General features: G+C 65.7%; 22 protein-coding genes. 11 read left to right on the forward strand and 11 right to left on the reverse strand.

What is annotated here, in order from left to right; translation table 11 throughout:
• The first annotated feature begins 2 nt into the window (after positions 1-2).
• From U873_RS0110795 to U873_RS0110805, 3 genes are read left to right on the forward strand one after another with little or no spacing between them, the layout of a single operon-like run.
• Positions 3-830 carry an ABC transporter permease gene (locus U873_RS0110795; RefSeq protein WP_025128268.1) on the forward strand — a complete coding sequence of 276 codons (828 nt, stop codon included), beginning with the start codon at positions 3-5 and terminating at the stop codon, positions 828-830.
• A 2-nt stretch (positions 831-832) separates the two neighbouring features.
• Positions 833-2,476 carry an ABC transporter ATP-binding protein gene (locus tag U873_RS0110800; RefSeq protein WP_025128269.1) on the forward strand — a complete coding sequence of 548 codons (1,644 nt, stop codon included), beginning with the start codon at positions 833-835 and terminating at the stop codon, positions 2,474-2,476.
• Between the two features lie 9 nt (positions 2,477-2,485).
• A complete protein-coding gene (locus U873_RS0110805; RefSeq protein ID WP_025128270.1) occupies positions 2,486-3,190 on the forward strand; it encodes an NAD(P)H-dependent oxidoreductase in 705 nt (234 codons plus the stop codon).
• Between the two features lie 655 nt (positions 3,191-3,845).
• Here the strand turns inward: U873_RS0110805 and U873_RS0110810 are convergent.
• The 8 genes from U873_RS0110810 to U873_RS0110845 form a co-directional block, all read right to left on the reverse strand.
• On the reverse strand, positions 3,846-4,619 hold the full coding sequence (locus U873_RS0110810) for a hypothetical protein (protein ID WP_025128271.1): 774 nt from the start codon (positions 4,617-4,619) through the stop codon (positions 3,846-3,848).
• A 76-nt stretch (positions 4,620-4,695) separates the two neighbouring features.
• Positions 4,696-5,043 carry a DUF2493 domain-containing protein gene (locus U873_RS0110815; RefSeq protein WP_025128272.1) on the reverse strand — a complete coding sequence of 116 codons (348 nt, stop codon included), beginning with the start codon at positions 5,041-5,043 and terminating at the stop codon, positions 4,696-4,698.
• Entirely contained in the window at positions 5,031-6,734 is a 1,704-nt protein-coding gene (locus U873_RS0110820) for a Na/Pi cotransporter family protein (protein WP_025128273.1), read from the reverse strand. The genes U873_RS0110815 and U873_RS0110820 overlap by 13 nt, the downstream gene beginning before the upstream one ends.
• A 27-nt stretch (positions 6,735-6,761) precedes the next feature.
• Positions 6,762-6,962 carry a hypothetical protein gene (locus U873_RS0110825; protein ID WP_025128274.1) on the reverse strand — a complete coding sequence of 67 codons (201 nt, stop codon included), beginning with the start codon at positions 6,960-6,962 and terminating at the stop codon, positions 6,762-6,764.
• Positions 6,963-7,097: 135 nt separating this feature from the next.
• Positions 7,098-9,809 (reverse strand): magnesium-translocating P-type ATPase, encoded by a 2,712-nt coding sequence (gene mgtA / locus U873_RS0110830; RefSeq protein ID WP_025128275.1) that lies wholly within the window; start codon positions 9,807-9,809, stop codon positions 7,098-7,100.
• Between the two features lie 290 nt (positions 9,810-10,099).
• Positions 10,100-10,387, reverse strand: coding sequence for a hypothetical protein (locus U873_RS0110835; protein ID WP_025128276.1), 288 nt, complete (start codon positions 10,385-10,387; stop codon positions 10,100-10,102).
• A 406-nt stretch (positions 10,388-10,793) separates the two neighbouring features.
• Complete coding sequence (locus U873_RS0110840; protein WP_025128277.1) at positions 10,794-11,144, reverse strand: hypothetical protein; 351 nt, start codon at positions 11,142-11,144, stop codon at positions 10,794-10,796.
• Between the two features lie 86 nt (positions 11,145-11,230).
• Positions 11,231-11,419, reverse strand: coding sequence for a hypothetical protein (locus U873_RS0110845; RefSeq protein ID WP_025128278.1), 189 nt, complete (start codon positions 11,417-11,419; stop codon positions 11,231-11,233).
• 273 nt (positions 11,420-11,692) lie between these two features.
• Between U873_RS0110845 and ltnD the strand changes: the two genes are divergently transcribed.
• From ltnD to U873_RS0110875, 6 genes are all read left to right on the forward strand, one after another.
• Complete coding sequence (gene ltnD / locus U873_RS0110850; RefSeq protein WP_025128279.1) at positions 11,693-12,598, forward strand: L-threonate dehydrogenase; 906 nt, start codon at positions 11,693-11,695, stop codon at positions 12,596-12,598.
• 10 nt (positions 12,599-12,608) lie between these two features.
• Positions 12,609-13,901, forward strand: a complete 1,293-nt coding sequence (gene otnK, locus U873_RS0110855) for a 3-oxo-tetronate kinase (RefSeq protein WP_025128280.1) — start codon at positions 12,609-12,611, stop codon at positions 13,899-13,901.
• Entirely contained in the window at positions 13,898-14,536 is a 639-nt protein-coding gene (locus U873_RS0110860) for an aldolase (protein WP_025128281.1), read from the forward strand. The genes otnK and U873_RS0110860 overlap by 4 nt, the downstream gene beginning before the upstream one ends.
• A gap of 178 nt (positions 14,537-14,714) precedes the next feature.
• Positions 14,715-16,178: an SLC13 family permease gene (locus U873_RS0110865; protein WP_025128282.1), complete on the forward strand. Its 1,464-nt coding sequence runs from the start codon at positions 14,715-14,717 to the stop codon at positions 16,176-16,178.
• Positions 16,179-16,199: 21 nt separating this feature from the next.
• A complete protein-coding gene (gene otnI, locus U873_RS0110870; RefSeq protein WP_025128283.1) occupies positions 16,200-16,982 on the forward strand; it encodes a 2-oxo-tetronate isomerase in 783 nt (260 codons plus the stop codon).
• A gap of 71 nt (positions 16,983-17,053) precedes the next feature.
• Positions 17,054-18,121 (forward strand): alpha/beta fold hydrolase, encoded by a 1,068-nt coding sequence (locus tag U873_RS0110875; protein WP_025128284.1) that lies wholly within the window; start codon positions 17,054-17,056, stop codon positions 18,119-18,121.
• Between the two features lie 42 nt (positions 18,122-18,163).
• On the opposite strand, the gene U873_RS0110880 is transcribed toward U873_RS0110875, so the two are convergent.
• Positions 18,164-18,976, reverse strand: coding sequence for a DeoR/GlpR family DNA-binding transcription regulator (locus tag U873_RS0110880; RefSeq protein ID WP_025128285.1), 813 nt, complete (start codon positions 18,974-18,976; stop codon positions 18,164-18,166).
• 172 nt (positions 18,977-19,148) lie between these two features.
• Here U873_RS0110880 and U873_RS0110885 point away from each other — a divergent pair, with 172 nt between their 5' ends.
• The gene (locus U873_RS0110885) at positions 19,149-19,484 is read left to right on the forward strand and encodes a hypothetical protein (protein WP_025128286.1); all 336 of its coding nucleotides are present in this window, start codon (positions 19,149-19,151) and stop codon (positions 19,482-19,484) included.
• 5 nt (positions 19,485-19,489) lie between these two features.
• Here U873_RS0110885 and U873_RS0110890 read toward each other — a convergent pair whose 3' ends face one another.
• Positions 19,490-19,813: a hypothetical protein gene (locus tag U873_RS0110890; RefSeq protein ID WP_025128287.1), complete on the reverse strand. Its 324-nt coding sequence runs from the start codon at positions 19,811-19,813 to the stop codon at positions 19,490-19,492.
• 7 nt (positions 19,814-19,820) lie between these two features.
• Complete coding sequence (locus U873_RS0110895) at positions 19,821-20,564, reverse strand: ABC transporter substrate-binding protein (protein WP_025128288.1); 744 nt, start codon at positions 20,562-20,564, stop codon at positions 19,821-19,823.
• A gap of 187 nt (positions 20,565-20,751) precedes the next feature.
• Here U873_RS0110895 and U873_RS0110900 point away from each other — a divergent pair, with 187 nt between their 5' ends.
• Positions 20,752-21,798 carry a lysozyme inhibitor LprI family protein gene (locus U873_RS0110900; protein WP_025128289.1) on the forward strand — a complete coding sequence of 349 codons (1,047 nt, stop codon included), beginning with the start codon at positions 20,752-20,754 and terminating at the stop codon, positions 21,796-21,798.
• Positions 21,799-21,836 lie beyond the last annotated feature (38 nt).

Raw genomic sequence — 21,836 nt, forward strand, 5'->3', positions numbered from 1 at the left:
CCATGAGCCTGTTGAAAACCTTGCTGCGGGCGCCCCTGAGCGCGCGTTTCGGCCTGCTGGTGATTCTGCTGTACATCCTCGTGGCGCTGTTCACGCCGCTCTTGGCGCCTTATGGCGAAACCCAGGTGGTGGGCGAGGGCTTCGCGCCCTGGAGCAGCCAGTTCCTGCTGGGCACCGACAACCTGGGCCGCGACCTGTTCAGCCGCCTGGTGTACGGCGCGCGCAACAGCCTGGGCATTGCCTTCCTGACCACCGCACTGGCGTTTCTGCTAGGCGGCCTGGGCGGCCTGGTTGCCGCCTTGCGCGGGGGCTGGGTCGACCAGGGCCTGTCGCGTCTGGTGGATATCCTGATGGCCATTCCGCAGTTGATCTTCACCTTGCTGATCCTCAGCGTGGTCGGCACCAACGCGGTTTCCCTGGTGCTGGTGATCGCGCTGCTGGACGCCACCCGAGTGTTTCGCCTGGCCCGGGCGGTGGCGATGAACATCGTGGTCCTGGATTTTGTCGAGGCCGCACGCCTGCGTGGCGAAGGGCTGTGGTGGCTGGTGACCCGCGAGGTCCTGCCCAACGCCGCGGCGCCGCTGATTGCCGAGTTCGGCCTGCGCTTCTGCTTTGTCTTTCTGTTCATCAGCGCCTTGTCGTTCCTCGGCCTGGGCATCCAGCCGCCGACGGCCGACTGGGGCAGCATGGTGCGCGACAACGCGGTGCTGATCACCTTCGGTGACTTCAGTCCGCTGCTGCCGGCCCTGGCGGTGGCGCTGATCACCGTCAGTGTGAATTTCGTCGTCGACTGGATGCTGCACCGGTCCAGCGGCCTCAAGGAGGGCTGAACATGGCCGAATCCCAAGCCAATCCGTTGCTGGAAATCCGCGGCCTGCGCATCGACGGCCATTACCAGGAGGCCTGGCATCCCCTGATCAAGGGCCTGGACCTGACCCTGCAACGCGGCGAAGTGCTGGGGCTGATCGGCGAGTCCGGCGCCGGCAAGTCGACCCTGGGCCTGGCGGCCATGGGCTATGTGCGTGATGGTTGCCGGTTCAGCGGCGGTTCGGTGCGCTTCGACGGCATCGAGCTGCTGCAGGCCCCCGAGGAAACCCTGCGCCGCCTGCGCGGCCTGCGCATCGCCTATGTCGCGCAAAGCGCCGCGGCTTCGTTCAACCCGGCCCAGCGGCTGATCGACCAGCACGTGGAAAGCGCGGTAGTCAACGGCGGGATCGAGCGCGCCCGGGCCGAAGCCGAGGCGGTGGAGCTGTACCGGTTGCTGCGCCTGCCGGACCCGGAACAGATCGGTCAGCGGTATCCGCACCAGGTCTCCGGCGGCCAGTTGCAACGGGTGATGACCGCCATGGCCATGGCCTGCCACCCGGACCTGATCATCTTCGACGAGCCGACCACCGCCCTTGACGTCACCACCCAGATCGAAGTGCTGGCGGCGATCCGCGACGGCGTCAGGACCTACGGCAGCGCCGCGCTGTACATCAGCCACGACCTGGCGGTGGTGGCGCAGATGGCCGACCGGATCATGGTCCTGCGCCATGGCCAGTTGGTGGAGCAGGCCCAGACCCGGCGCATGCTCAGTGATCCGCAGCAGGACTACACCAAGTCGCTGTGGGCAGTGCGCAGTTTCAGCACCGAGCCCAAGCCGCAACCGGCGGGTGAGCGCCCGTTGCTGGAGTTGCGCAAGGTCTGCGCTGCCTATGGCCGGCAACCGGTGCTGCAGGATGTCTCGCTGAGCCTGTACCCGGGCCAGACCCTGGCGGTGATCGGTGAGTCCGGCAGCGGCAAGAGCACCACCGCCCGGGTCATCAGCGGCCTGCTGCCCCCCGGGTCCGGGCAATTGCTGTACGACGGCCAGGCCTTGCCCCTGGATTACCGCCAGCGCAGCAAGGAGCAACTGCGGCGGATCCAGATGATCTACCAGATCCCCGACACCGCCCTCAATCCGCGCCAGCGCATCGTCGACATCCTCGGCCGGCCCCTGAGTTTCTACCTGGGGCTCAAGGGGGCCGCACTGCGGGCCCGGGTCGGCGAGCTGTTGGAGATGATCGAGCTGGACCCGGCGACCTACATGGAGCGTCAGCCCCGGGAGCTGTCCGGCGGCCAGAAACAGCGGATCTGCATCGCCCGGGCCCTGGCGGCCGAGCCGCAGTTGATCATCTGCGACGAAGTGACCTCGGCCCTCGACCAGTTGGTGGCCGAGGGCGTGCTCAAGCTGCTGGACCGGATCCAGCGGCAGCTGGGGGTGGCCTACCTGTTCATCACCCACGATGTGGCCACCGTGCGTGCCATTGCCGACCAGGTGCTGGTGATGCAGCGCGGGCGAGTGATGGACCAGGGCAGCCGCCAGCGCATTTTCACCCCGCCTTACCAGGACTACACCGGGCTGCTGTTTTCATCCGAGCCGCAGATGGACCCCGACTGGCTCGACCAGTTGTTGGCCCGTCGCGCCGCATCTTCCACCTTGCACGCTGTTTGAGGAATGTTCATGAAAGTGTTGATCGTCCACGCTCACCCCGAGCCGCAATCCTTTACCGCCGCCTTGCGCGACCAGGCGGTCGCCACCCTGGAGGCTCAGGGGCACCAGGTGCAGGTCAGCGACCTGTATGCGATGAACTGGAACCCGGTGGCCAGCGCCGAAGACTTTGCCGCCCGGGCCAACCCGGACTACCTGGTGTATGCCCTGGAACAGCGCCTGGGAGTAAAGAGCGCAAGCATTGCCACGGACATCCAGGCCGAACTGGACAAACTGCTGTGGGCTGACCTGCTGATCCTCAATTTCCCGGTGTTCTGGTTCTCGGTGCCGGCCATGCTCAAGGGCTGGATCGACCGGGTGCTGGTGTCCGGGGTCTGCTATGGCGGCAAGCGCTTCTATGACCAGGGCGGCCTGGCGGGCAAGAAGGCCCTGGTGACCCTGACCCTGGGTGGGCGCGAGCACATGTTTGGCGAGGGGGCGATCCATGGACCGCTGGAGGACATGCTGCGCCCGTTGCTGCGGGGCACTTTGGCCTATGTTGGCTGTGACGTGCTGGAGCCTTTTGTCGCCTGGCACGTGCCCTACATTAGCCAGGAAGCCCGCCAGGCATTCCTGCACAGCTACCAGCGGCGCCTGGAGCAACTGACTGACGAGCAGCCCCTGGTGTTTCCACGGCTGGAGCAGTTCGACGACGCCCTGTACCCGCTACCGGCCTGAACCGTCCAGGCGGCGCAAGCTGTGCGTCGCCCTTACCGACGCCTTCGCTGGCAAGCCAGCTCCTACGGGTCAGCCCCGGCGATGCGGAATCCTGTAGGAGCCGGCTTACCGGCGAATAGGCCCTCAAGCCGAGCATCGCCCTTACCGACGCCTTCGCTGGCAAGCCAGCTCCTACGGGCCAGTCCTCGGAAAGGCGGAACCTTGTAGGAGCCGGCTTGCCGGCGAAGAGGCCCTCAAGCCATGCATCGCCCCTACCGACGCCTTCGCTGGCAAGCCAGCTCCTACGGGCCAGCCCCCGGCGATGCGGAACCCTGTAGGAGCCGGCTTGCCGGCGAAGAGGCCCTCAAGCCATGCATCGCCCATGCCGACGCCTTCGCTGGCAAGCCAGCTCCTACGGGCCAGCCCCGGCGATGCGGAATCCTGTAGGAGCCGGCTTGCCGGCGAAGAGGCCCTCAAGCCATGCATCGCCCATGCCGACGCCTTCGCTGGCAGCCAGCTCCTACGGGCCAGCCCCCGGCGATGCGGAACCCTGTAGGAGCCGGCTTGCCGGCGAAGAGGCCCTTGAGTCATGCATTGCCCATGCTGACGCCTTCGCTGGCAAGCCAGCTCCTACGGTGATGGGGGGCGGTTGAGGGGGCGGTGGCGAACCCCGGGTTCAGAATCTCAGGGTCGCGCCGGTGGTCAGCCAGCGGTCGCGGCTTTCGGTCAGGTGCTGGCCGAAGATCAGGTCCAGGTCCAGGTGCTGGCTGACGTGCAGCCGTGGCCCGGCTTGCCAGGCCTGTTCGCCGCCGCGCTGGCCATAGCGCTCGGCAATCAGGGTGAGGCTGGGCGCCAGGTCATATTCGACGCCGCTGCCCCAGGTCCAGCGGTGGCTCTGGTCGCCATCGTCGTAGGCGTGGGCCCAGCCGGCATTGAGGTTGAGGCGCAGGCTTGGGCTGGCACTGAAGGTCAGCGGCAGGCTCAGGTCGCCACCGTCGAAACTGTGGTTGCGGTTCAGCGCCCAGTGCGCCGAGCCGGCCAGGGCCAGCTGCAGGCCGAGGTCTTCGCGGTCCAGCAGGGCGATCTTGACTTGCGGGCTGAGCTGGGTCTCGCCCTGGCCATCGGCCTGCTGGCGCTGGATCGCCGTGCCCAGTTGCACCCAGGGCAACTGGCTGAAGGTGCAGGCCGGGGCAATCACGCTGTTGTGCTCGGAACGCTGGTGTCGCGTGCTCTGGTACCAGACGTCGACGTTGCATTCGCCGGGGGCGTTGATGGCGCCGTCATCCACCACATAGGCACCTCCGGCGGCCTGGGCCTTGGAACACAGGGCCAGGGTGCCGGTAATGCCGCCGGTGAGGGCGAGGAACAGCAGGTTGCGCTTGAGCATGCGGCTTTTCGCGGCAGGCAGGTTGTGGCTGCGGGAGGAGCGATAAGGGCTGTGCTTGGACATGGCGAATCTCACTCTGTGTAGGGGGCCGGGCCGGTTGGTCGGGGGCCGGCGTCAATGGGCAGTGCGTGGGGGGTCTTCAGTCATCCACCGTCAGGGTCTGGATGCCCCGGGCCCGGGCCTGGAGCAGCAACCCTTCGGTGTCTTCTCCGCCGGGCAGGGCGATGACGATGTCGGGCCGGCTGTCGCCGAGCATGAAGCTGTTGCGCAGGCGTTCGGCGTGCTTGCCATGGAGTTGCCAGTTGGGTGGGTAGCGGACGATGTCGGCCCCGGTTTCCCTGGCCCAGCCTTCGATATGGGCGCCGAGGAACTGACTGCCACCGTGGATCACCACGCGGATTTCGTGCAGCCGCTGGAAGGCTTCGAGCACCTGGCGGCACTGGCGGTTGTCGGCGTAGTAGCGGCCGGCACAGATCAGGACGCGCATCGGGCGGTCTCCTTGTCGGCGCGATCCGGGCGCTCCTCGGGCACCGGGTCGTTGAGGTAGCCGTGCTCGATGTCGCGCTCGCCGGCGCGCTCCAGGGCCGGGTAGGCCAGGGCGGCGATGTGGTGGTGGACCCGGCGGTAATCGCGCAGCAGGCGCTGGAAGATGTCGCCGGACTCGGCCCAGGCGCCCTTGTCTTCGCGCAGCTTGCGAAAGTGCTCGCGGCTGGCGGCGGCTTCCAGGCGACGCACGTTTTCCTTGCGTGCCACCAACTGGTGCGCGGTGTTCAGGTCTTCGCGCAGGAACACGGTGATCGCCAGGCTCAGGCTCTCCAGCAGTTCCTGGTGCAGTGGGTACAGGGTGCCCAGTTCGAACTCGGAGAACGGTTCGCCACGGCGCAGGCGCCGCACCGCCAGTTGCGCCAGGCTGGTGGACAGGATGTCGCCGGCGTGTTCCAGGTTGATCACCAGCAACAGCACTTCCTGGGAACGGTCGGCGTCCTGGTCGCTGATGCCTTCCTTGCCGATGTCCGCCAGGTAGGCACGGATCGCCGCGCTGAGCAGGTCCAGGGACTGATCGATCTGCCGTACCTGCTCGGCATGACTCAGGCTGGAGGTGCGAAACAGCTGCAGCACCCGATCGAGCATGCCCGAGAGCATGTCAGCCATGCGCAGGGCTTCACGGGCGGCGTTGGCCAGGCCGATGTTGGCCACCTCCAGCCCGGCTTCATCCAGGTACTGCGGCATGCCGGGGTCGGTGACCGGCGCCGGGGCCGGCAGCAGCCGGCTCAGCAGTTTGCCCAGTGGCTCGGTGAAACCGATGAACATCAACGCCAGCACCAGGCTGAAGGCACTGTGCAGGTACACCACCAGCAGCGCGGGCGGCAGTTGCTGGATCAGCGGCCACTGCGCCAGGGCGGTGATCCACGGCAGCAGCAGGACCACCCCGACCAGGCGCACCAGCAGGTTGCCCAGGGGCAGGCGCCGGGCGACGTTGCCGCTGGCACTGAACAGCGATGGCAGGGTGCCGCCGAGGTTGACCCCGAGCACCAGCGCCATGCTGGTGACTGGCGACAGCAGGCCGGTGCCGGCCAGGGAGGCGATCAGCAACACCACCGCGACACTGGAGTGGCACATCCAGGTGAGGGCTACCGCCACCAGCAAGGCCAGCAGCAGGTCGCCATCGAGGCTGCTCATCACCAACTGGAACACCGGCGTGCTTTCCACGGCGCCCAGGGTCGACCCCAGGAGCCCCAGGGCCAGCAGCATCAGGCCCAGGCCGATCAGTGCGCAGCCGATGCTTTCAAAGCGTGAATCGTCGCGCAGGCGAAAGGTCATGAAGCCCGCCAGCAGCACTACCGGGGTCACCAGCGAGAGGTCGAGGCTGAGCAGCTGGACCACCAGGGTCGAGCCGATATTGGCCCCCAGCATGACCGCCAGGGCCGGGGCCAGGCCCAGGGTGCCGGCGGCAGTGAAGGAGCTGGCCATCAGGCTCACCGCGGTACTGCTCTGCAGCACGCCGGTGATGCCGACGCCGCAGAGCAGCGCCAGCCAGCGGTTGTTCAAGTGTTGTCCGAGCCATTGGCGCAGCGGGCTGCCGAAGCCGCGCAGGAGTGATCCGCTGATCATCTGCGAGCCCCAGAGCAGCAGCGCAATGGCGCCGGCCAGGTTGATCAAGAGTGTGGTGCCCGACATGAGTATTCTCCCGGGACTGTGTCAGGTTCAGGCAATCGCCAGCCGCAGGGAGGCGCGGGTGATGGCGGCGCTGAAACCCAGCAGAAATCGAACTTCAACCGCGCTCAGCAGGCCGCGGGCATAGAGCCGGATGCTCAAACGCGTGAGCAGGCGGGCGCAGCCGCTGAGGACAATGACCAGCAGCCCGCGCAGGGCGCGCTGCAAGCATGAAAAAGCCTTGAGGTACATGGCGATGCTCCTTGCAGGCGAACGGCGTCAGCCTCGGCAGGGCGTGAGCGTGCCGACGCTGAACGGGTCGTTCTCTGGCTGTGCGGCGCGGCCGGCGGTGGCCGGTCGCGCCTGTCCCACTAAGGCTTCAAGCCCTTAGAACCACTGCTTGAAGCGGCGGATGTACAGGGTCTTCATGGTCTGGGCGACCACGCAGTAGGCGAGCAGGGTGCCCACCAGCCAAGGGAAGTATTCCCACGGCAACGGCACCAGGCCGACCATGCTGCCCAGGGGCGAGAAGGGCACGTAGATCCCCAGTGCCATCACCAGCCCCGTGGCCAGCATCACCGGCAGGGCTGCGGTGCTCTGGATGAACGGGATCTTGCGGGTGCGCAGCATGTGCACCACCAGGGTCTGCGAGAGCAGGCCTTCGATGAACCAGCCGGACTGGAACAGGGCGGCCATTTCCACGCTGTTGGCGGCGAACACGTACCACATCAGGGCGAAGGTGGTGATGTCGAAGATCGACGAGGTCGGCCCGATCCACAGCATGAAGCGCCCGATGTTCTTGGCGTCCCACTTGCGCGGCTTGGCCAGGTATTCCTTGTCCATCTTGTCCCACGGCAGGGCCAGCTGGGAGAAGTCGTACATCAGGTTCTGCAGCAGCAGGTGGATCGCCAGCATCGGCAGGAACGGGATGAAGGCGCTGGCCACCAGCACCGAGAACACGTTGCCGAAGTTGGAGCTGGCGGTCATGTTCAGGTACTTCATGATGTTGCCGAAGGTCTCGCGACCCTTGATCACCCCTTCCTCCAGCACCATCAAGCTCTTTTCCAGGAGGATGATGTCCGCCGATTCCTTGGCGATGTCGGTGCCGCTGTCCACCGAGATACCGACGTCGGCATCGCGCAGGGCCGGGGCATCGTTGATCCCGTCGCCGAGAAAGCCGACGGTGTGGCCATTGGCTTGCAGGGCCTTGAGCACCCGGGACTTCTGCAGCGGAGTGAGCTTGGCGAATACGCTGCGCTCTTCCACCAGGCGGGCGAGGGTTTGGTCATCCATCAGCTCGATGTCGCGACCCAGCAGCGGCTCGCCGGCTTCCAGGCCGACTTCGCGGCAGATCTTTGCGGTGACGATGGGGTTGTCGCCGGTCAGCACTTTCACCGTCACGCCATTGTCGCGCAGGGCGGCAATCGCGGGGCCTGCGGTTTCCTTGGGCGGATCGAGGAAGGTCAGCAAGCCTTCGATGACCAGGTCGCGTTCGTCGCGGGCGCTGTACTGGGTCTGCGTCTGGTCCCGGGGCAGGTCGCGGGTGCCCACCAGCAGCACGCGGAAACCGTCACGGTTGTAGTCTTCGGCGAGGCTCAGCAGGGCAGCGCGGCGTTCGTCGTCGAGCTTGCTGGCGACTCCGTCCTGGCGGACCCAGGTGGCGGTTTCCAGCATCTCTTCCACGGCGCCCTTGCACACCAGCAGGTGATGGCCGCGGGCATCGGCGAGGATCACCGACAGGCGCCGGCGGACGAAGTCGAACGGCAGCTCATCGACCTTGCGCCAGGCCGCCGGTGGGGTGAAGTGCGGGTTCTCTTCGGCGAAGCTGACTACCGCGCGGTCCATCAGGTTCTTCATGCCGCTCTGGTGGTAGCTGTTGAGCCAGGCCAGTTGCAGCACTTCATCGCAGCGGCTGCCGCTGATGTCGACATGGTGCTCGAGGATGATCCGGTCCTGGGTCAGGGTGCCGGTCTTGTCGGTGCAGAGCACGTCCATGGCGCCGAAGTTCTGGATCGCGTTGAGACGCTTGACCACCACCTTGCGCTTGGCCATGGCCGCGGCGCCCTTGGCCAAGTTGGCGCTGACAATCATCGGCAGCATTTCCGGGGTCAGGCCGACGGCCACCGCCAGGGCGAACATGAAGGCTTCGGCCCAGTCACCCTTGGTGAAGCCGTTGATCAGTAGGACGATGGGCACCATTACCAGCATGAAGCGGATCAGCAGCCAGCTGACGCTGTTGACCCCGCGGTCGAAGGCGGTTTGCGAGCGCGAGCCGACGATGGAGCGGGCCAGGGAGCCGAAGTAGGTACGGGCACCGGTGGCCACGACCACTGCGGTGGCGGTGCCGCTGACCACGTTGGTGCCCATGAAGCAGATGTTCGGCAGGTCCAGCAGGTCCTGCTGGTCAGCCGCCTGGGCATGGGCGGACTTTTCCTGTACTGCGCCCAGGGTGTCGTACTTTTCCACCGGCAAGGCTTCGCCGGTCAGCACCGCCTGGCTGATGAACAGGTCACGGGATTCGATCAGGCGGATGTCCGCCGGGATCATGTCGCCAGCGGACAGGCGGATGATGTCGCCCACCACCAGGTCGCGCATCGGCACTTCGCGCACCCGGGACTGCATGCCCATCTGTTCGCGACGTACCACTGCCGCGGTGGTGCGAACCATGGCCTTGAGAGCCTCGGCGGCCTTGGCCGAGCGATGCTCCTGCCAGAAACGCATCAGGCCGCTGGCCAGCACCATCACCAGCACGATGATGACCCCGGTGAGATCGGTTTCTTCGCCGGCCTGCAGCGGCAGCCAGAAGTCGGTGAAGAAACTGATACCGGTCAGGGCCATCAGCACATAGATGAAGGGGTTGTTGAAGGCTTGCAGCAATTGCACCAGGGCGTGGGGCGGACGGTCGTGGGCGACCTCGTTGTGGCCATCCCGTTGCAGGCGGCCTTCGGCGTCCAGTTCAGTGAGGCCTGCGGTGGTGGAGTTGACGTTGGCCAGGGTCACGGCCAGGCCGTTCTGGGCTTCGCGAGCGGCGCGCATCGACAGTTTGTTGCTGTCGCTGCTGGCGCTTTGGTTCCGGGGCGTTGCGTTCTTTACAGTCATATCGTGTGCTCCTGCCGCCTGACTGCGGCACAACACACCAACAACTCAACTAATTAAAGGCGAGCGCAAGTATGTCGAGCCGCAGGTTAGCGATCGATTCGGATCTTGGCGTTTTTCAGGTTTTAACGTTCGCTGCTCAAACAATGAAGTTGAATGAGCAGCGAACCTACTACTGGCCTCTTCCATAACTTTCTCCGGCAAGTTTTATAACTGACAGGCAATAGAATTCCACCGAATTCCCAACTAAGGAGTTCGCTTGGAAACAACGGAAGATATCCGCTGATTTAAGGCTAAGTGCGCGCCCCGAGGTACAGGCCGACGATCAGTCCGGCCTGCTGCCAGAGCAGGGCTGCGCCCCGACTCTGCGGGTCCTGGCTGTCATCGAGGCTCCAGCGTTGCTGCAACTGGCCACTTTTCGGGCAGACACGCCAATTGGCCCGCAGGGCGGTGGCGCTGGCTGGCGATGGGGAAGAGAAAGGCGAGCGGGCCAGGGCCTTGGGCTCCCGGCACAGCTTGACCCGCATGGTCGCGGCAAAGGCGCGCACACCGGGCATTACAACAGAAGAAGAGAAGTTCATAACATTTGCCTCGCGACCGGACTGGTACCGGGGAGGCAAGTTACGTTGGAGCGTCAAGCCCTAGCGCAGCTTACCCGACCGCGGAGTCGAGTCCCGTCATTTTCAGGGTTTAATGCCTGGCTCTGCGCAGCGGCAGCGACCAGACAGCGTCTAGATACTGTGTCCATTGGCTTCTTTAGTGAGTTGAACAAGGGCCGGATTTACCGGCCCGCGCAATTTACTCAGGAGGGTCCCCCGAGTCAAGGCTAAATTGCCTTGAATCTTTATTTGGCGATGAAGTTTCAGCTGAGGTTCAGCTTAAGGGAAGAGTTCACTTGCGCGGGCGTGGCGGATATATAAGGGATATAACGAAAAAGTGCTCATGACGGAGGGGCGTCATGAGCACTGGATATAACTTCGCGGATTATCAGTTCAGCAAGTGCCGGGATATATCCTTGTAAGTGTTGCTGTCGGTGGCGGCCATCAATTGCCGGCCATCCTTGAGGGTGCCGATGAAGGTCACTTCGTTTTCCGTGCCGGCCATCAGGTAGCCGGCGATTGCGCCCACCGGCCCCAACAGCATGGCACCGGCAATGCCATAGCCAAACGCGTCCTTGTTGGCGATGGGGCTTTCGGTTGCGATCTCCAGGCTCTTGAAGGCCGATGCCTTGATCTCGACGCCGGCGCTGTTGAGCACCGTCTTGAGCCTGAAGGTGCCATGCCGGTACTCACCGGCACCCTGCAGGAAATCGCCCGATAGAACTTCAATGTTTGCCATGTTGAATCATCCTTATCCAAGCATAACGAGACGGACCATTGGGCCCCTGGTCAGCGGGGGCGTCAACGGGGTTGCGATGAAGGGTGCTACCGCCAGTCAGCGATCTTCATGTCCTGAGCCTCGGTCAGGATTCTGCGTTCAATGCTGATCCAGATCAGGGCTGTGAGAGTTTGTAGCAGGCGCTGGCGGCTGGACCCTGATGTTCCGACCAGTGGCGGGCGCAGCGGGCAGAAAATCGCGATGTTAAAAAATGTTAGATCGAAAAAGATCTTCACATAATCCGTTCATTGGTGGATGATCGTTCACAGCCAAAGCTCAACCTGATAACAACAGCAACAGGATGGCCAAGATGATCAATTCGCTCCTGCCTCTATCGGCACCTGTCCAGGGTGCCCTGCACCTTCCGGGCTTGCCGTCTGGCACGTCGCCTGTTGCCGCTGCCTGTTTTGCAATTGCCGGACCTGCAATCCGGATTTCCCTGTCCTGCCCGGTTCTTGCCTGGCGCCTGTCCGGCGCGGCACAGTCCTGGGCTATTTCTGGAGTCCCCCATGAATAACAACAATGTCGGCGTCATCGGTCTTGGCGCCATGGGCCTGGGCATCGCCCGTTCGCTGTTGCGCAGCGGGTTCAAGGTGCACGCCTGCGACGTCCGTGCGGCGGTCACCGAGCAGTTCGCTGCCGAAGGTGGAGTGGCCTGCGCCTCGGCGGCGCAACTGGCGGGCGAGTGCGATGTGATCATCAGCGTGGTGGTCAACGCCGAGCAGACCGAAAGCGTGCTGTTCGGCGAGGGCGGGGCGGCAGCGGCACTGCGCCCCGGCAGCCTGGTGATCGGCTGCGCCACCGTGGCCCCGACCTACGCCGTGGACCTGGGCCAGCGCCTGGAAGGCCTGGGCCTGCTCTACCTGGATGCGCCGATCTCCGGAGGGGCGGCCAAGGCTGCCGCCGGCGAGATGACCATGATGACCTCCGGCCCGGCCGCCGCCTACGCCAAGGCCGAAGCCATCCTCGCCGGCATGGCCGGCAAGGTCTACCGCCTGGGGGATGCTCACGGCCTGGGCTCCAAGGTCAAGATCATCAACCAGCTGCTGGCCGGGGTGCACATTGCCGCGTCTGCCGAAGCCATGGCCCTGGGCCTGCGCGAAGGGGTGGATGCCGACGCCCTGTACGAGGTGATCACCCACAGCGCCGGCAACTCCTGGATGTTCGAGAACCGCGTGCCCCATATCCTCAAGGCCGACTACACGCCACTGTCGGCAGTGGACATTTTCGTCAAGGACCTGGGCCTGGTGCTGGATACTGCCCGGGCCAGCAAATTCCCCCTGCCGTTGTCGGCCACCGCGCACCAGATGTTCATGCAGGCCTCCAGTGCCGGTTTTGGCCGTGAGGACGACTCGGCAGTGATCAAGATCTTCCCGGGTATCGAGTTGCCCGTGGCCAAGCCCGATGCCGTTTGAGGAGCCTGTGATGAGCACTTCCAATCCGCGCCCGTTGCTGGGCTGCATCGCCGATGACTTCACCGGCGCCACCGACCTGGCCAACATGCTGGTGCGCGGCGGCATGCGCACGGTGCAGAGCATTGGCATTCCCAGCGCCGAGGTTGCCGCTGGCCTGGACGCCGACGCGCTGGTGATCGCGCTGAAATCCCGCACCACCCCGGTGGGCGAGGCGGTGGCCGAATCCCTGGCGGCGCTGCAATGGCTGCGGGAGCAGGGCTGCGAGCAGATCTTCTTCAAGTACTGCTCGACCTTCGACTCCACCGCGGCGGGCAATATCGGCCAGGTCAGCGAAGCGTTGCTCAAGGCCCTGGGAGGCGACTTCACCCTGGCCTGCCCGGCGTTTCCGGAAAATGGCCGGACGATTTTCCGCGGCCACCTGTTTGTCCAGGATCAACTGCTCAATGAATCGGGCATGCAGCATCACCCGCTGACGCCGATGACCGACGCCAACCTGGTGCGCGTGCTGCAGGCGCAGACCACCCTGCCGGTGGGCCTGCTGCGCTATGACAGCGTGGCCCGGGGCGTGGACGCGGTGCGGGCGCAGATCGCCGAACTGCGGGGCAAGGGCATCGCCATGGCGATTGCCGATGCGCTGTCCGACGCCGATCTCTACACCCTTGGCGCGGCCTGCGCCGACCTGCCGCTGTTGACTGGCGGTTCCGGGCTGGCCCTGGGCCTGCCGGAGAACTTCCGTCGTGCCGGCAAGCTGCGGGACCTGGATGCCACGAGCCTGCCGCCGGTGGGCGGGGGCGAAGTGGTGCTGGCCGGCAGTGCCTCGGCGGCCACCAATGCCCAGGTGGACGCCTGGCTTGAGGCCGAGCGTCCGGCCTGGCGCGTCGATCCCTTGGCCCTGGCGGCGGGGGAACCGGTGGTGGCCCAGGCCCTGGCCTTTGTCCAGGAGCAGCAGGACACCGTGCTGATCTACGCCACCAGCACCCCGGAGCAGGTCAAGGCGGTGCAGCGCCAGTTGGGCGTCGAGCGCGCTGGTGCCTTGGTGGAGAACGCCCTGGGCGAGATCGCCCGGGGCCTGCGGGACAACGGCGTACGGCGTTTTGTGGTGGCCGGCGGCGAAACCTCCGGGGCGGTGGTCAAGGCCTTGGGGGTGCGGCTGTTGCAGATCGGTGCACAGATCGATCCCGGGGTGCCGGCCACGGTCAGCAGCGGCGGCGAGCCCCTGGCCCTGGCCTTGAAGTCCGGCAATTTCGGTGGGCGCGACTTTTTCGCCAAGGCCCTGGGCCAACTGGCCGGAGGTCAGCCATGAGCCGCGAAAGCGCCCTGCGCGAGGAAATCTGCGACGTCGGCCGCAGCCTCTATCAGCGCGGCTACACCGTGGGCAGCGCCGGCAACATCAGCGCCCGGCTCGACGATGGCTGGCTGATCACCCCCACCGATGTCTGCCTGGGGCGCCTCGATCCGGCGGCCATTGCCAAGGTCAACCTGGCGGGGGAGTGGGTCAGTGGCGATAAGCCGTCCAAGACCCTGGCCCTGCATCGCCAGGTGTATGACCGCAATCCCGGCGTGGGCGGGGTGGTGCACACCCATTCCACCCACCTGGTGGCATTGACCCTGGCCGGGGTCTGGCGCGACGACGACATCCTGCCGCCGCTGACCCCGTATCAGGTGATGAAGGTCGGGCACATTCCATTGATCGGCTACCAGCGTCCGGGTTCGCCCAAGGTCGCCGAACAGGTGGCGCTACTGGCCAACCGCGTACGCGGCGTAATGCTCGAACGCCTGGGCCCGGTGGTCTGGGAAAGCAGCGTGTCCAAGGCCAGTTATGCCCTGGAGGAACTGGAGGAAACCGCGCGCCTGTGGCTGATGAGCCAGCCGCGTCCGGAGCCCCTGGATCAGTACGCCCTGGATGAACTGCGGGATGCGTTCGGCGCCGCCTGGTAATCACTGACAACGCTTCACGTCAAGCCGCCCCCGGGAGCGCCATCGCGCTCTCGCGGGGAGCGGCTTGCCGGTAAAAAACAATAACAACAGGACATCCCGAGATGAATGACTGCACAGGCTTTACGGGTTCCAGCACGCTCTGCCACTTACGCCAGCAACCTTGTGGGGGGCTTTCGCTATGAGCCCGCTGATTCTGATGATCACCGCCGGGGCCGGCATCGCCCTGTTGCTGTTCCTGGTGCTCAAGTACAAGTTCCAACCCTTTGTCGCCCTGATGCTGGTGAGCATCCTGGTGGCCCTGGTGGCCGGGGTGAAACCGGCGGACCTGGTGGCCACCATCGAAGGCGGCATGGGCAAGACCCTTGGCCACATCGCCATCATCATTGCCCTGGGCGCCATGATCGGGCGCATCATCGAACTGTCCGGGGGCGCCGAGGCCCTGGCCAAGACCCTGATCGAGCGCTTCGGCAACCGCCGCACGCCCCTGGCCCTGACCATCGCCGGCTTCATCATCGGCGTGCCGGTGTTCTTCGAAGTCGGGGTGATCATCCTCATGCCCCTGGCCTACGGCGTGGCCCGCAGTGCGCGCAAGCCGCTGCTGGTGTTCGCCTTGCCGATGTGCGCCGCGCTGCTCACCGTGCACGCCTTCCTGCCGCCCCACCCGGGCGCGGTGGCGGCGGCCAGCCAACTGGGCGCGGACCTGGGCCGGGTGCTGATGTTCGGCCTGCCGCTGACCGCGCTGCTGTGCTACGTCGGCTACCGTGTGGCAGGGCGCATGACCCGGCGCAACTACCCGATGACCGACGACATCCGCGCCGAAGTCTATGGCCCCCACGTCACCAATGAAGACCTGGCGGCCTGGAACAACGGCTCCGAGCAACCGGCCAGCCCGCAGGCGGTGGCCGCCGTGGCGCACATGGGCCTGGAGGAATCCACCGGCAGCCTGGCGGCGAAACTGCCGCCGGCGCCACCCCCGGGGTTCGGCCTGATCGTCAGCCTGATCCTGCTGCCCATCGTGCTGATCCTGCTGGGCACCCTGGCCACCTCCCTGTTGCCACTGGAGTCCACCTTGCGTGGGGTGCTGACCGTACTCGGCGCGCCGCTGGTGGCGCTGCTGCTGGACACCTTGCTCTGTGCCTGGCTGCTGGGCTCACGCCGCGGCTGGAGCCGCAGCCAGGTCTCCGACGTGATCGGCTCGGCCTTGCCCGGGGTGGCCATGGTGATCCTGATCGCCGGGGCCGGCGGAGTGTTCGGCAAGGTGCTGGTGGACACCGGCATCGGTGCGGTGGTCTCCGACATGCTGCGCACCACCGGCCTGCCGGTACTGGCCCTGGGCTTTCTGCTGACCATGTTGCTGCGCGCCGTACAGGGCTCCACCACCGTGGCCCTGGTGACCACCGCCGGGATCATCGCGCCGCTGATCGCCACCCTCAACCTGAGCCCCAACCACATGGCCCTGCTGTGCCTGGCCATGGGCGGTGGCGGGCTGGCGATGTCCCATATCAACGACGCCGGGTACTGGATCTTCACCAAGCTGGCCGGGCTCAACGTCGCGGATGGCCTGCGCACCTGGACCGTGATCACCACCTTGCTCGGCACCTTGGGGTTCTGTATTACCCTGCTGATCTGGCCGTTTGTCTGACCTTTTGTCCCTGGAGTTCCCATGCCTCGTTTTGCTGCCAACCTCAGCATGCTCTACCCGGAACATGCCTTTCTCGATCGTTTCGCGGCCGCCGCGGCCGATGGCTTCACCGCTGTGGAGTACCTGTTTCCCTACGACTACAGCCCCCAGGAACTGAAGCAGCGTCTGGACGACCACGGCCTACAGCAGGCCCTGTTCAACGCCCCGCCCGGTGACTGGGCGGCGGGGGAGCGGGGCATCGTTTCCCTGCCCGGGCGCGAGCAGGAGTTTCGCCAGGGGTTCGACAAGGCCCTGGAGTACGCCGCAGTGCTGGGCAACTCGCGGGTCCACGTGATGGCCGGCCTGCTGCCCTCGGAAAGCGCCCGCGCCCGCCATCACGGGGTGTACCTGGAGAACCTGGCCCACGCCACGGCCCAGGCGGCCAAGGCCGGAGTCACGGTGCTGCTGGAGCCGATCAACACCCGGGACATGCCGGGCTTCTTCCTCAATCGCCAGGACCAGGCTCAGGCCATCTGCAAGGAAGTCGGCGCCGTCAACCTCAAGGTGCAGTTCGACTGCTACCACTGCCAGATCGTCGAGGGCGACCTGGCGGTGAAGCTGCGTCGCGACCTGGCCGGCATCGGCCATATCCAGATCGCCGGGGTGCCGGATCGCCACGAGCCGGACCTGGGCGAGCTGAACTATCCCTACCTGTTCCAACTGATGGACGAGCTGGGCTACGACGGCTGGGTCGGTTGCGAATACCGCCCCCGTGGCGACACCTCCGCCGGCCTGCAATGGCTGCGGGACTGGCAGGCGCGCTAAGCGGCTGCTGCCCCTTGGCGCCTGCCGCGCCAGGGGGCCTCTCCCATAACAACAAGCACAGGAGTTTTCCCATGCAGCGTTTTGCCTGCCGGGCCGCGCTCGGCCTGATTTTGTCCCTGGGCGGTATGGCGCTGGCCACGGCCGCGAGCTTGCCGCCGGCCACCGAGGGTGATTGGCTGGCACCGCAGTTCACCTTTCACAACGGTGAGCAGTTGGCCAACCTGAAGCTGCACTACATCACCCTGGGGGACCCCAAGCATCCGGCGATCCTCTATCTGCATGGCACCTACCGGCCGGCCAGCGACCTGCTGAGCAAGGATTTTGGCGGTGAACTGTTCGGCCCCGGGCAACCCCTGGATGCCAGCAAGTACTACATCATCGCCACCGACGGCATCGGCGTCGGCCAGTCGAGCAAGCCTTCGGACGGCCTGCGGGCACGCTTTCCCCAGTACAACTACGAGGACATGGTCCAGGCCCAGTACCGGCTGCTGACCGAAGGGCTGGGGGTCAAGCACCTGCGGCTGATCATCGGCAATTCCATGGGCGGCATGCAGACCTGGATCTGGGGCCAGAAGTGGCCGCAGATGATGGACGCCCTGGTGCCCATGGCTTCCCAGCCCGGGGAAATGTCCTCGCGCAACTGGATGATGCGCCGCCTGCTGGTGGAGTCGATCAAGCAGGATCCGGCCTGGGAGCAGGGCAACTACCGGCAACAGCCGCCGTCCCTGCGCCTGGCCAATGCGCTGTTCGCCACCGGCACCAGCGGCGGCACCCTGGCCTATCAGGCCCTGGCGCCGACCCGGGCCCAGGCCGACCAATTGGTGGAGGAGCGCCTCAAGGCCAGCCAGAACGCCGATGCCAATGACTTCATCTACCAGTGGCAGTCTTCGGCGGACTACAACGCCGCGCCGGGGCTGGGCAAGATCCAGGCACCAGTGCTGGTGATCAACGCCGCGGATGACGAGCGCAACCCGCCGGAAACCGGCACCCTGCAAGCGGCGCTGAAACAGGTGAAAGATGCCCGCCTGCTGCTGATTCCCGCCAGCGCCGAGACCCGTGGCCACGGCACCACCGGCATGGCTCGGTTCTACGCCCGTGAACTGGGGCAGTTCATGGCCGAGACCGAACCAGGCCGCTAGTGGCCGACGGAGGCCCCTCGCCTCAGGGGGGCTATCGCTGACTCAGGACTGTGCCGGCAGCAGCAGTTCCACGCCATGCTTGCGGATCCCGTCCGCCGCCGCGGGGGCCAGGGCGGCGTCGCTGATGATGATGTCGAACTGCGCAAGTTCGGCGATCTTGTACATGCTGAAGGTGCCGTACTTGGAGCTGCTGGCCACCAGTACCACCTGGGTCGCCGACTGCATCGCCACCTGCTTGACCTCGACCTTCAGCGCCGAGGGCGTGGTGATGCCGCGGCGCAAGTCCCAGGAACTGGTGGAGATGAAGGCCACGTCGGTCACCATCTGACGCAGGGTTGCCACCGCCAGCCCGCCGACACAGGAGTGGTTGGAGTGGTCCAGCTGCCCCCCGGTATGGATCACCGTCACCTGGGGCGCGTCCATCAGGGCCTGGGCCACGCCGAAATCGTTGGTCACCACAGTCATCCCCGACAGGGCCTTGATGTAGGGCACGATTTCCAGGGTGCTGGTACCGGCGTCCAGGTAGACGGTCATGTCCGCTTGCAGCAGGCTCGCCGCCAGCTTGGCCATGGCCTGCTTCTGCGGCAGCTCCACCACCGCCTTGGACTGATGGCTGGGCTCGCTGTGCAATTGGCTGGCGATGCGCACCCCGCCGGTGACCGAGTGGGCCCGGCCTTCCTGTTCCAGCAGGGCGATGTCCCGGCGCACGGTCATGTGCGAACAGTCGAACATCTCCATCAACTGGTGCACGCTGAGCACCTGGTGCTTGCGCAACTGGCGCAGGATCTGTTCGCGACGCTGCTCGGGAATCATCGGCGTAGCGCTGTCGCTGGCGATGTCCTTGGGGTTGGGCATGGGGGCTCCGAAGCAGACTGCGGCTGATGGCGAAAGGGCTGAGCATAGTAGCGAATCCGTGCCCTGGAGAGGAGCCCGCAATGGCCTGGCGCGGCCAAATCCGCTAGCCGCCGGTTGTTCCGGGCGCTACCCTGGCGGCCCCGCGGATCGTGGGGACCGGTTGGAGCCGCCGATGAGCGACGACGAAGAGTTTTTCCAGGGCCGCCTCGGCCTCAGCACGACGTGGCGAGAAATGCGCATGAGCCATTGGCTGCACAACCCCAGGCTGGTGGAACGCGCTAGCGCGAGGGTGCTGCTGGACCTGCAGGGCAGCCTGTGGGACCTGCTCTCCAGCCATGAATCCGCCACGGCTCTGGAGCTGTCGCTGCGCCGCTATCCCGGCGATCACCCCGCCTTGACCTTGCGCATCGAGGCCATGGATTTCAGCCTGTGGCTCGGCGCGCAGCGGCTTGAGCCTGCACAGGTAGAACCGGCCCTGGAGGCGGCCTGGCAATTGCAGTGCCAGTAGACGGATCAGGACTGCTGTTCATGCAGTTGGGCGTAGGCCTCGGCCTCCAGCTCGCCGTTGCCGGTGAGCGCCTGGCCGGCTTCGTTGTACAGGGCAAAGTCATGCTGCAGGCCGCCGACACTCGCTGCGCCGTCCAGGCCCAGCAGCAAGGTGTAGAGCTGGTCGGTGAGGGCGCAGTCGAGCAATGCCAGGACCTGGGCCTGTTGCTCGGCGGGCAGCGCGAGGTCGCGCAGGAGCCCAGCGGCGCGGGAGCCCGGGGTGTCCTGAAGCTGGTCCAGGTAGTGCTGTTTTTCTGCAACCCAGTGGGTCACCAGGGTTTTCGCATTCATGCCGGGTTCAATCCTCTGTGGCGTGGTAACGGGCCTGGTCGATATGCCAGCGCTGCTTGATCTGCAGCAGGCTGCCATCGCGTTTCATGGCCTCCAGTGCCTGTTGCCAGCGCGCCACCTGGGCGGCGTCGACCTTGGGCGAAAAGGCAATATAGGCGTCCTGGTGCATCAACGGCATCTGGTAGCGCAACTGGTCGGCCCGCAAACCCTCTTCGGCGGCAAAGGTGTTGACGCTCATGGTGTCGGCCACCACGTATTGCACGCGGCCCACCTGCAGCAGGCGCATCATGATTTCCGGGCTGTCGACGCCCCACAGGTTTTCCACGCCCTGTTGCTTGAGGTAGCTGTAGATCAGCCACCTGCGGGGCACGGCAATCTGCCCGCGGGTCTGGCTCAGGTCGGTGACCGGCAGGTCATCGCTGTCGCGGGTATAGAGCGCGGTCTCGGTCTGCATCAGTGGGCCGACCCACTGGTAGCGCGCTTCACGCTCGGGGGTGCGCAGTACGGTAAACACCGCAGTGTCGGGGTTTTCTCCGGCATCGCGCAGGGCACGCAGCATCGGCCGTTGCTGTACCGTCACCTGGTCGCCGCTGCGCTGCGCCAGCGCGTGGACCACATCGACCCCGAACCCCACGATCCGCTCGCCCTGCTGGAAATGCAGCGGCGGGTGATTGTCGGTCAGTAGCCGCAGTTCCGCTCCATGGGCCCAGAGGCTCACAAGTGGCAACAGCGCCCCCAGAATCCGCTTCATCCAGTGACCTTGGCAGTGAAAAAGACAGAGCTTAGTACGACTCGCCAGTGGCTGTCGCGAGAAAATCCAGACGCTCTGGGCCGGCGCTCGACAGTGGCTGCCAGCTCAGGTTTTTTTCTTCGTGACAGTCCTCTGGGCCCTTGGTCGCAGGTATTCTTGCGCGGCCTTTTCAGAATGGAATCTTTCGATGTTTTCAGCCTTTATCCGTCCTCTGCAGGTCAGCGGCCTGGCGCTTGCCGCCCTGACCTGTGCCACGGCCCTGCAGGCCAGCAGTTTCGACTGCCGCAAGGCCGCCAGTGCCAGTGAAAAGGCGATTTGCGCCGACCCTTACACCGCCGGGCTGGACCGCCAGCTGGGCGAGGCCTGGACCGCGACCCTGGCCCAGTCCAGGGACCCCAAGGCGCTGCGCCTGGATCAGCGCCAGTGGCTCCGGGAGCGCGACCAGTGCGCGGCCCAATTGGCCTGCCTGCGCGGGGCCTACCTGAGCCGCCTGAGCGTGCTGCGCTACATCAACCTGCCGTTCAATTGGCAGGGCACCTGGCAGCGGGTGTCCATCAGCCCGTTCTACGCCGGGGACCTGGTGATCCAGCAGCAGGGCACGGACCGCCTGAGTTTCGATCTTTCAGCCATGGGCGGAGCCAACTCCGGCGCGTTGCACGGCAAGGCACGGATCAAGGGTGGCCAGGCCAGCTACAGCGTCGAGGGTTGCACGCTGGTGTTTCGCGCCCGCCAGGGGCTGCTGGAGGTGGACCAGCAAGGCGATGCCTTTGCCTGTGGCGCCGGTAGCGGGGTGGTTTACGACGGGCTCTATGTGCCCAGCAAGCAGGCCCTGGCCAATCAGTACAGCCTCTTGAGCATCGCGCTGGTGCGCACCGAGAGTGAAGATCGCCAGGCGCGGCAGTTGCTCAAGGACGACTACCAGACCCTGCTGGACAGCGGCTCGGTGTTTGTCGACCAAACCGCTGCCGGCCAGACTTCTGCCGATCTGCCGGGCGCCGAGGTCACCGATATGTGGCTGCGGGGACTGGCGGACACCAATGCGGCGATTTTCGTGCGCAGCGCCCAGGGCCAGTTGTGGGTGGCGCTGTTGAAGGTGACAGGCCCCGGGGACGAGGTGCGGGTGCGCTACTACACCAGCGTGCCGGAGTGGAAGGAAAGCCTGCCGGACGTGGTGCAGAACTGGTACGAGGAACGCACCAAGGGCAAGCGCCTGGAGGTGGACATGATGCCTTGACCCTCCAGGCCCCAGCCGTGGTGGCAAGCGCGACGGGG

Source organism: Pseudomonas sp. PH1b (assembly GCF_000633395.1).
Lineage (GTDB): Bacteria > Pseudomonadota > Gammaproteobacteria > Pseudomonadales > Pseudomonadaceae > Aquipseudomonas.

Bases quoted from the DNA above. Each gene is read 5' to 3' on its own strand.
- ltnD (WP_025128279.1), top strand. From the start codon at position 11,693: ATGAATAACAACAATGTCGGCGTCATCGGTCTTGGCGCCATGGGCCTG.
- U873_RS0110885 (WP_025128286.1), top strand. From the start codon at position 19,149: ATGAGCGACGACGAAGAGTTTTTCCAGGGCCGCCTCGGCCTCAGCACG.
- U873_RS0110875 (WP_025128284.1), top strand. From the start codon at position 17,054: ATGCAGCGTTTTGCCTGCCGGGCCGCGCTCGGCCTGATTTTGTCCCTG.
- U873_RS0110860 (WP_025128281.1), top strand. From the start codon at position 13,898: ATGAGCCGCGAAAGCGCCCTGCGCGAGGAAATCTGCGACGTCGGCCGC.
- U873_RS0110880 (WP_025128285.1), bottom strand. From the start codon at position 18,976: ATGCCCAACCCCAAGGACATCGCCAGCGACAGCGCTACGCCGATGATT.
- otnI (WP_025128283.1), top strand. From the start codon at position 16,200: ATGCCTCGTTTTGCTGCCAACCTCAGCATGCTCTACCCGGAACATGCC.
- U873_RS0110820 (WP_025128273.1), bottom strand. From the start codon at position 6,734: ATGTCGGGCACCACACTCTTGATCAACCTGGCCGGCGCCATTGCGCTG.
- U873_RS0110840 (WP_025128277.1), bottom strand. From the start codon at position 11,144: ATGGCAAACATTGAAGTTCTATCGGGCGATTTCCTGCAGGGTGCCGGT.
- otnK (WP_025128280.1), top strand. From the start codon at position 12,609: ATGAGCACTTCCAATCCGCGCCCGTTGCTGGGCTGCATCGCCGATGAC.
- U873_RS0110810 (WP_025128271.1), bottom strand. From the start codon at position 4,619: ATGTCCAAGCACAGCCCTTATCGCTCCTCCCGCAGCCACAACCTGCCT.
- U873_RS0110900 (WP_025128289.1), top strand. From the start codon at position 20,752: ATGTTTTCAGCCTTTATCCGTCCTCTGCAGGTCAGCGGCCTGGCGCTT.
- U873_RS0110805 (WP_025128270.1), top strand. From the start codon at position 2,486: ATGAAAGTGTTGATCGTCCACGCTCACCCCGAGCCGCAATCCTTTACC.
- mgtA (WP_025128275.1), bottom strand. From the start codon at position 9,809: ATGACTGTAAAGAACGCAACGCCCCGGAACCAAAGCGCCAGCAGCGAC.
- U873_RS0110890 (WP_025128287.1), bottom strand. From the start codon at position 19,813: ATGAATGCGAAAACCCTGGTGACCCACTGGGTTGCAGAAAAACAGCAC.
- U873_RS0110795 (WP_025128268.1), top strand. From the start codon at position 3: ATGAGCCTGTTGAAAACCTTGCTGCGGGCGCCCCTGAGCGCGCGTTTC.
- U873_RS0110895 (WP_025128288.1), bottom strand. From the start codon at position 20,564: ATGAAGCGGATTCTGGGGGCGCTGTTGCCACTTGTGAGCCTCTGGGCC.
- U873_RS0110835 (WP_025128276.1), bottom strand. From the start codon at position 10,387: ATGAACTTCTCTTCTTCTGTTGTAATGCCCGGTGTGCGCGCCTTTGCC.
- U873_RS0110815 (WP_025128272.1), bottom strand. From the start codon at position 5,043: ATGCGCGTCCTGATCTGTGCCGGCCGCTACTACGCCGACAACCGCCAG.
- U873_RS0110825 (WP_025128274.1), bottom strand. From the start codon at position 6,962: ATGTACCTCAAGGCTTTTTCATGCTTGCAGCGCGCCCTGCGCGGGCTG.
- U873_RS0110865 (WP_025128282.1), top strand. From the start codon at position 14,715: ATGAGCCCGCTGATTCTGATGATCACCGCCGGGGCCGGCATCGCCCTG.
- U873_RS0110800 (WP_025128269.1), top strand. From the start codon at position 833: ATGGCCGAATCCCAAGCCAATCCGTTGCTGGAAATCCGCGGCCTGCGC.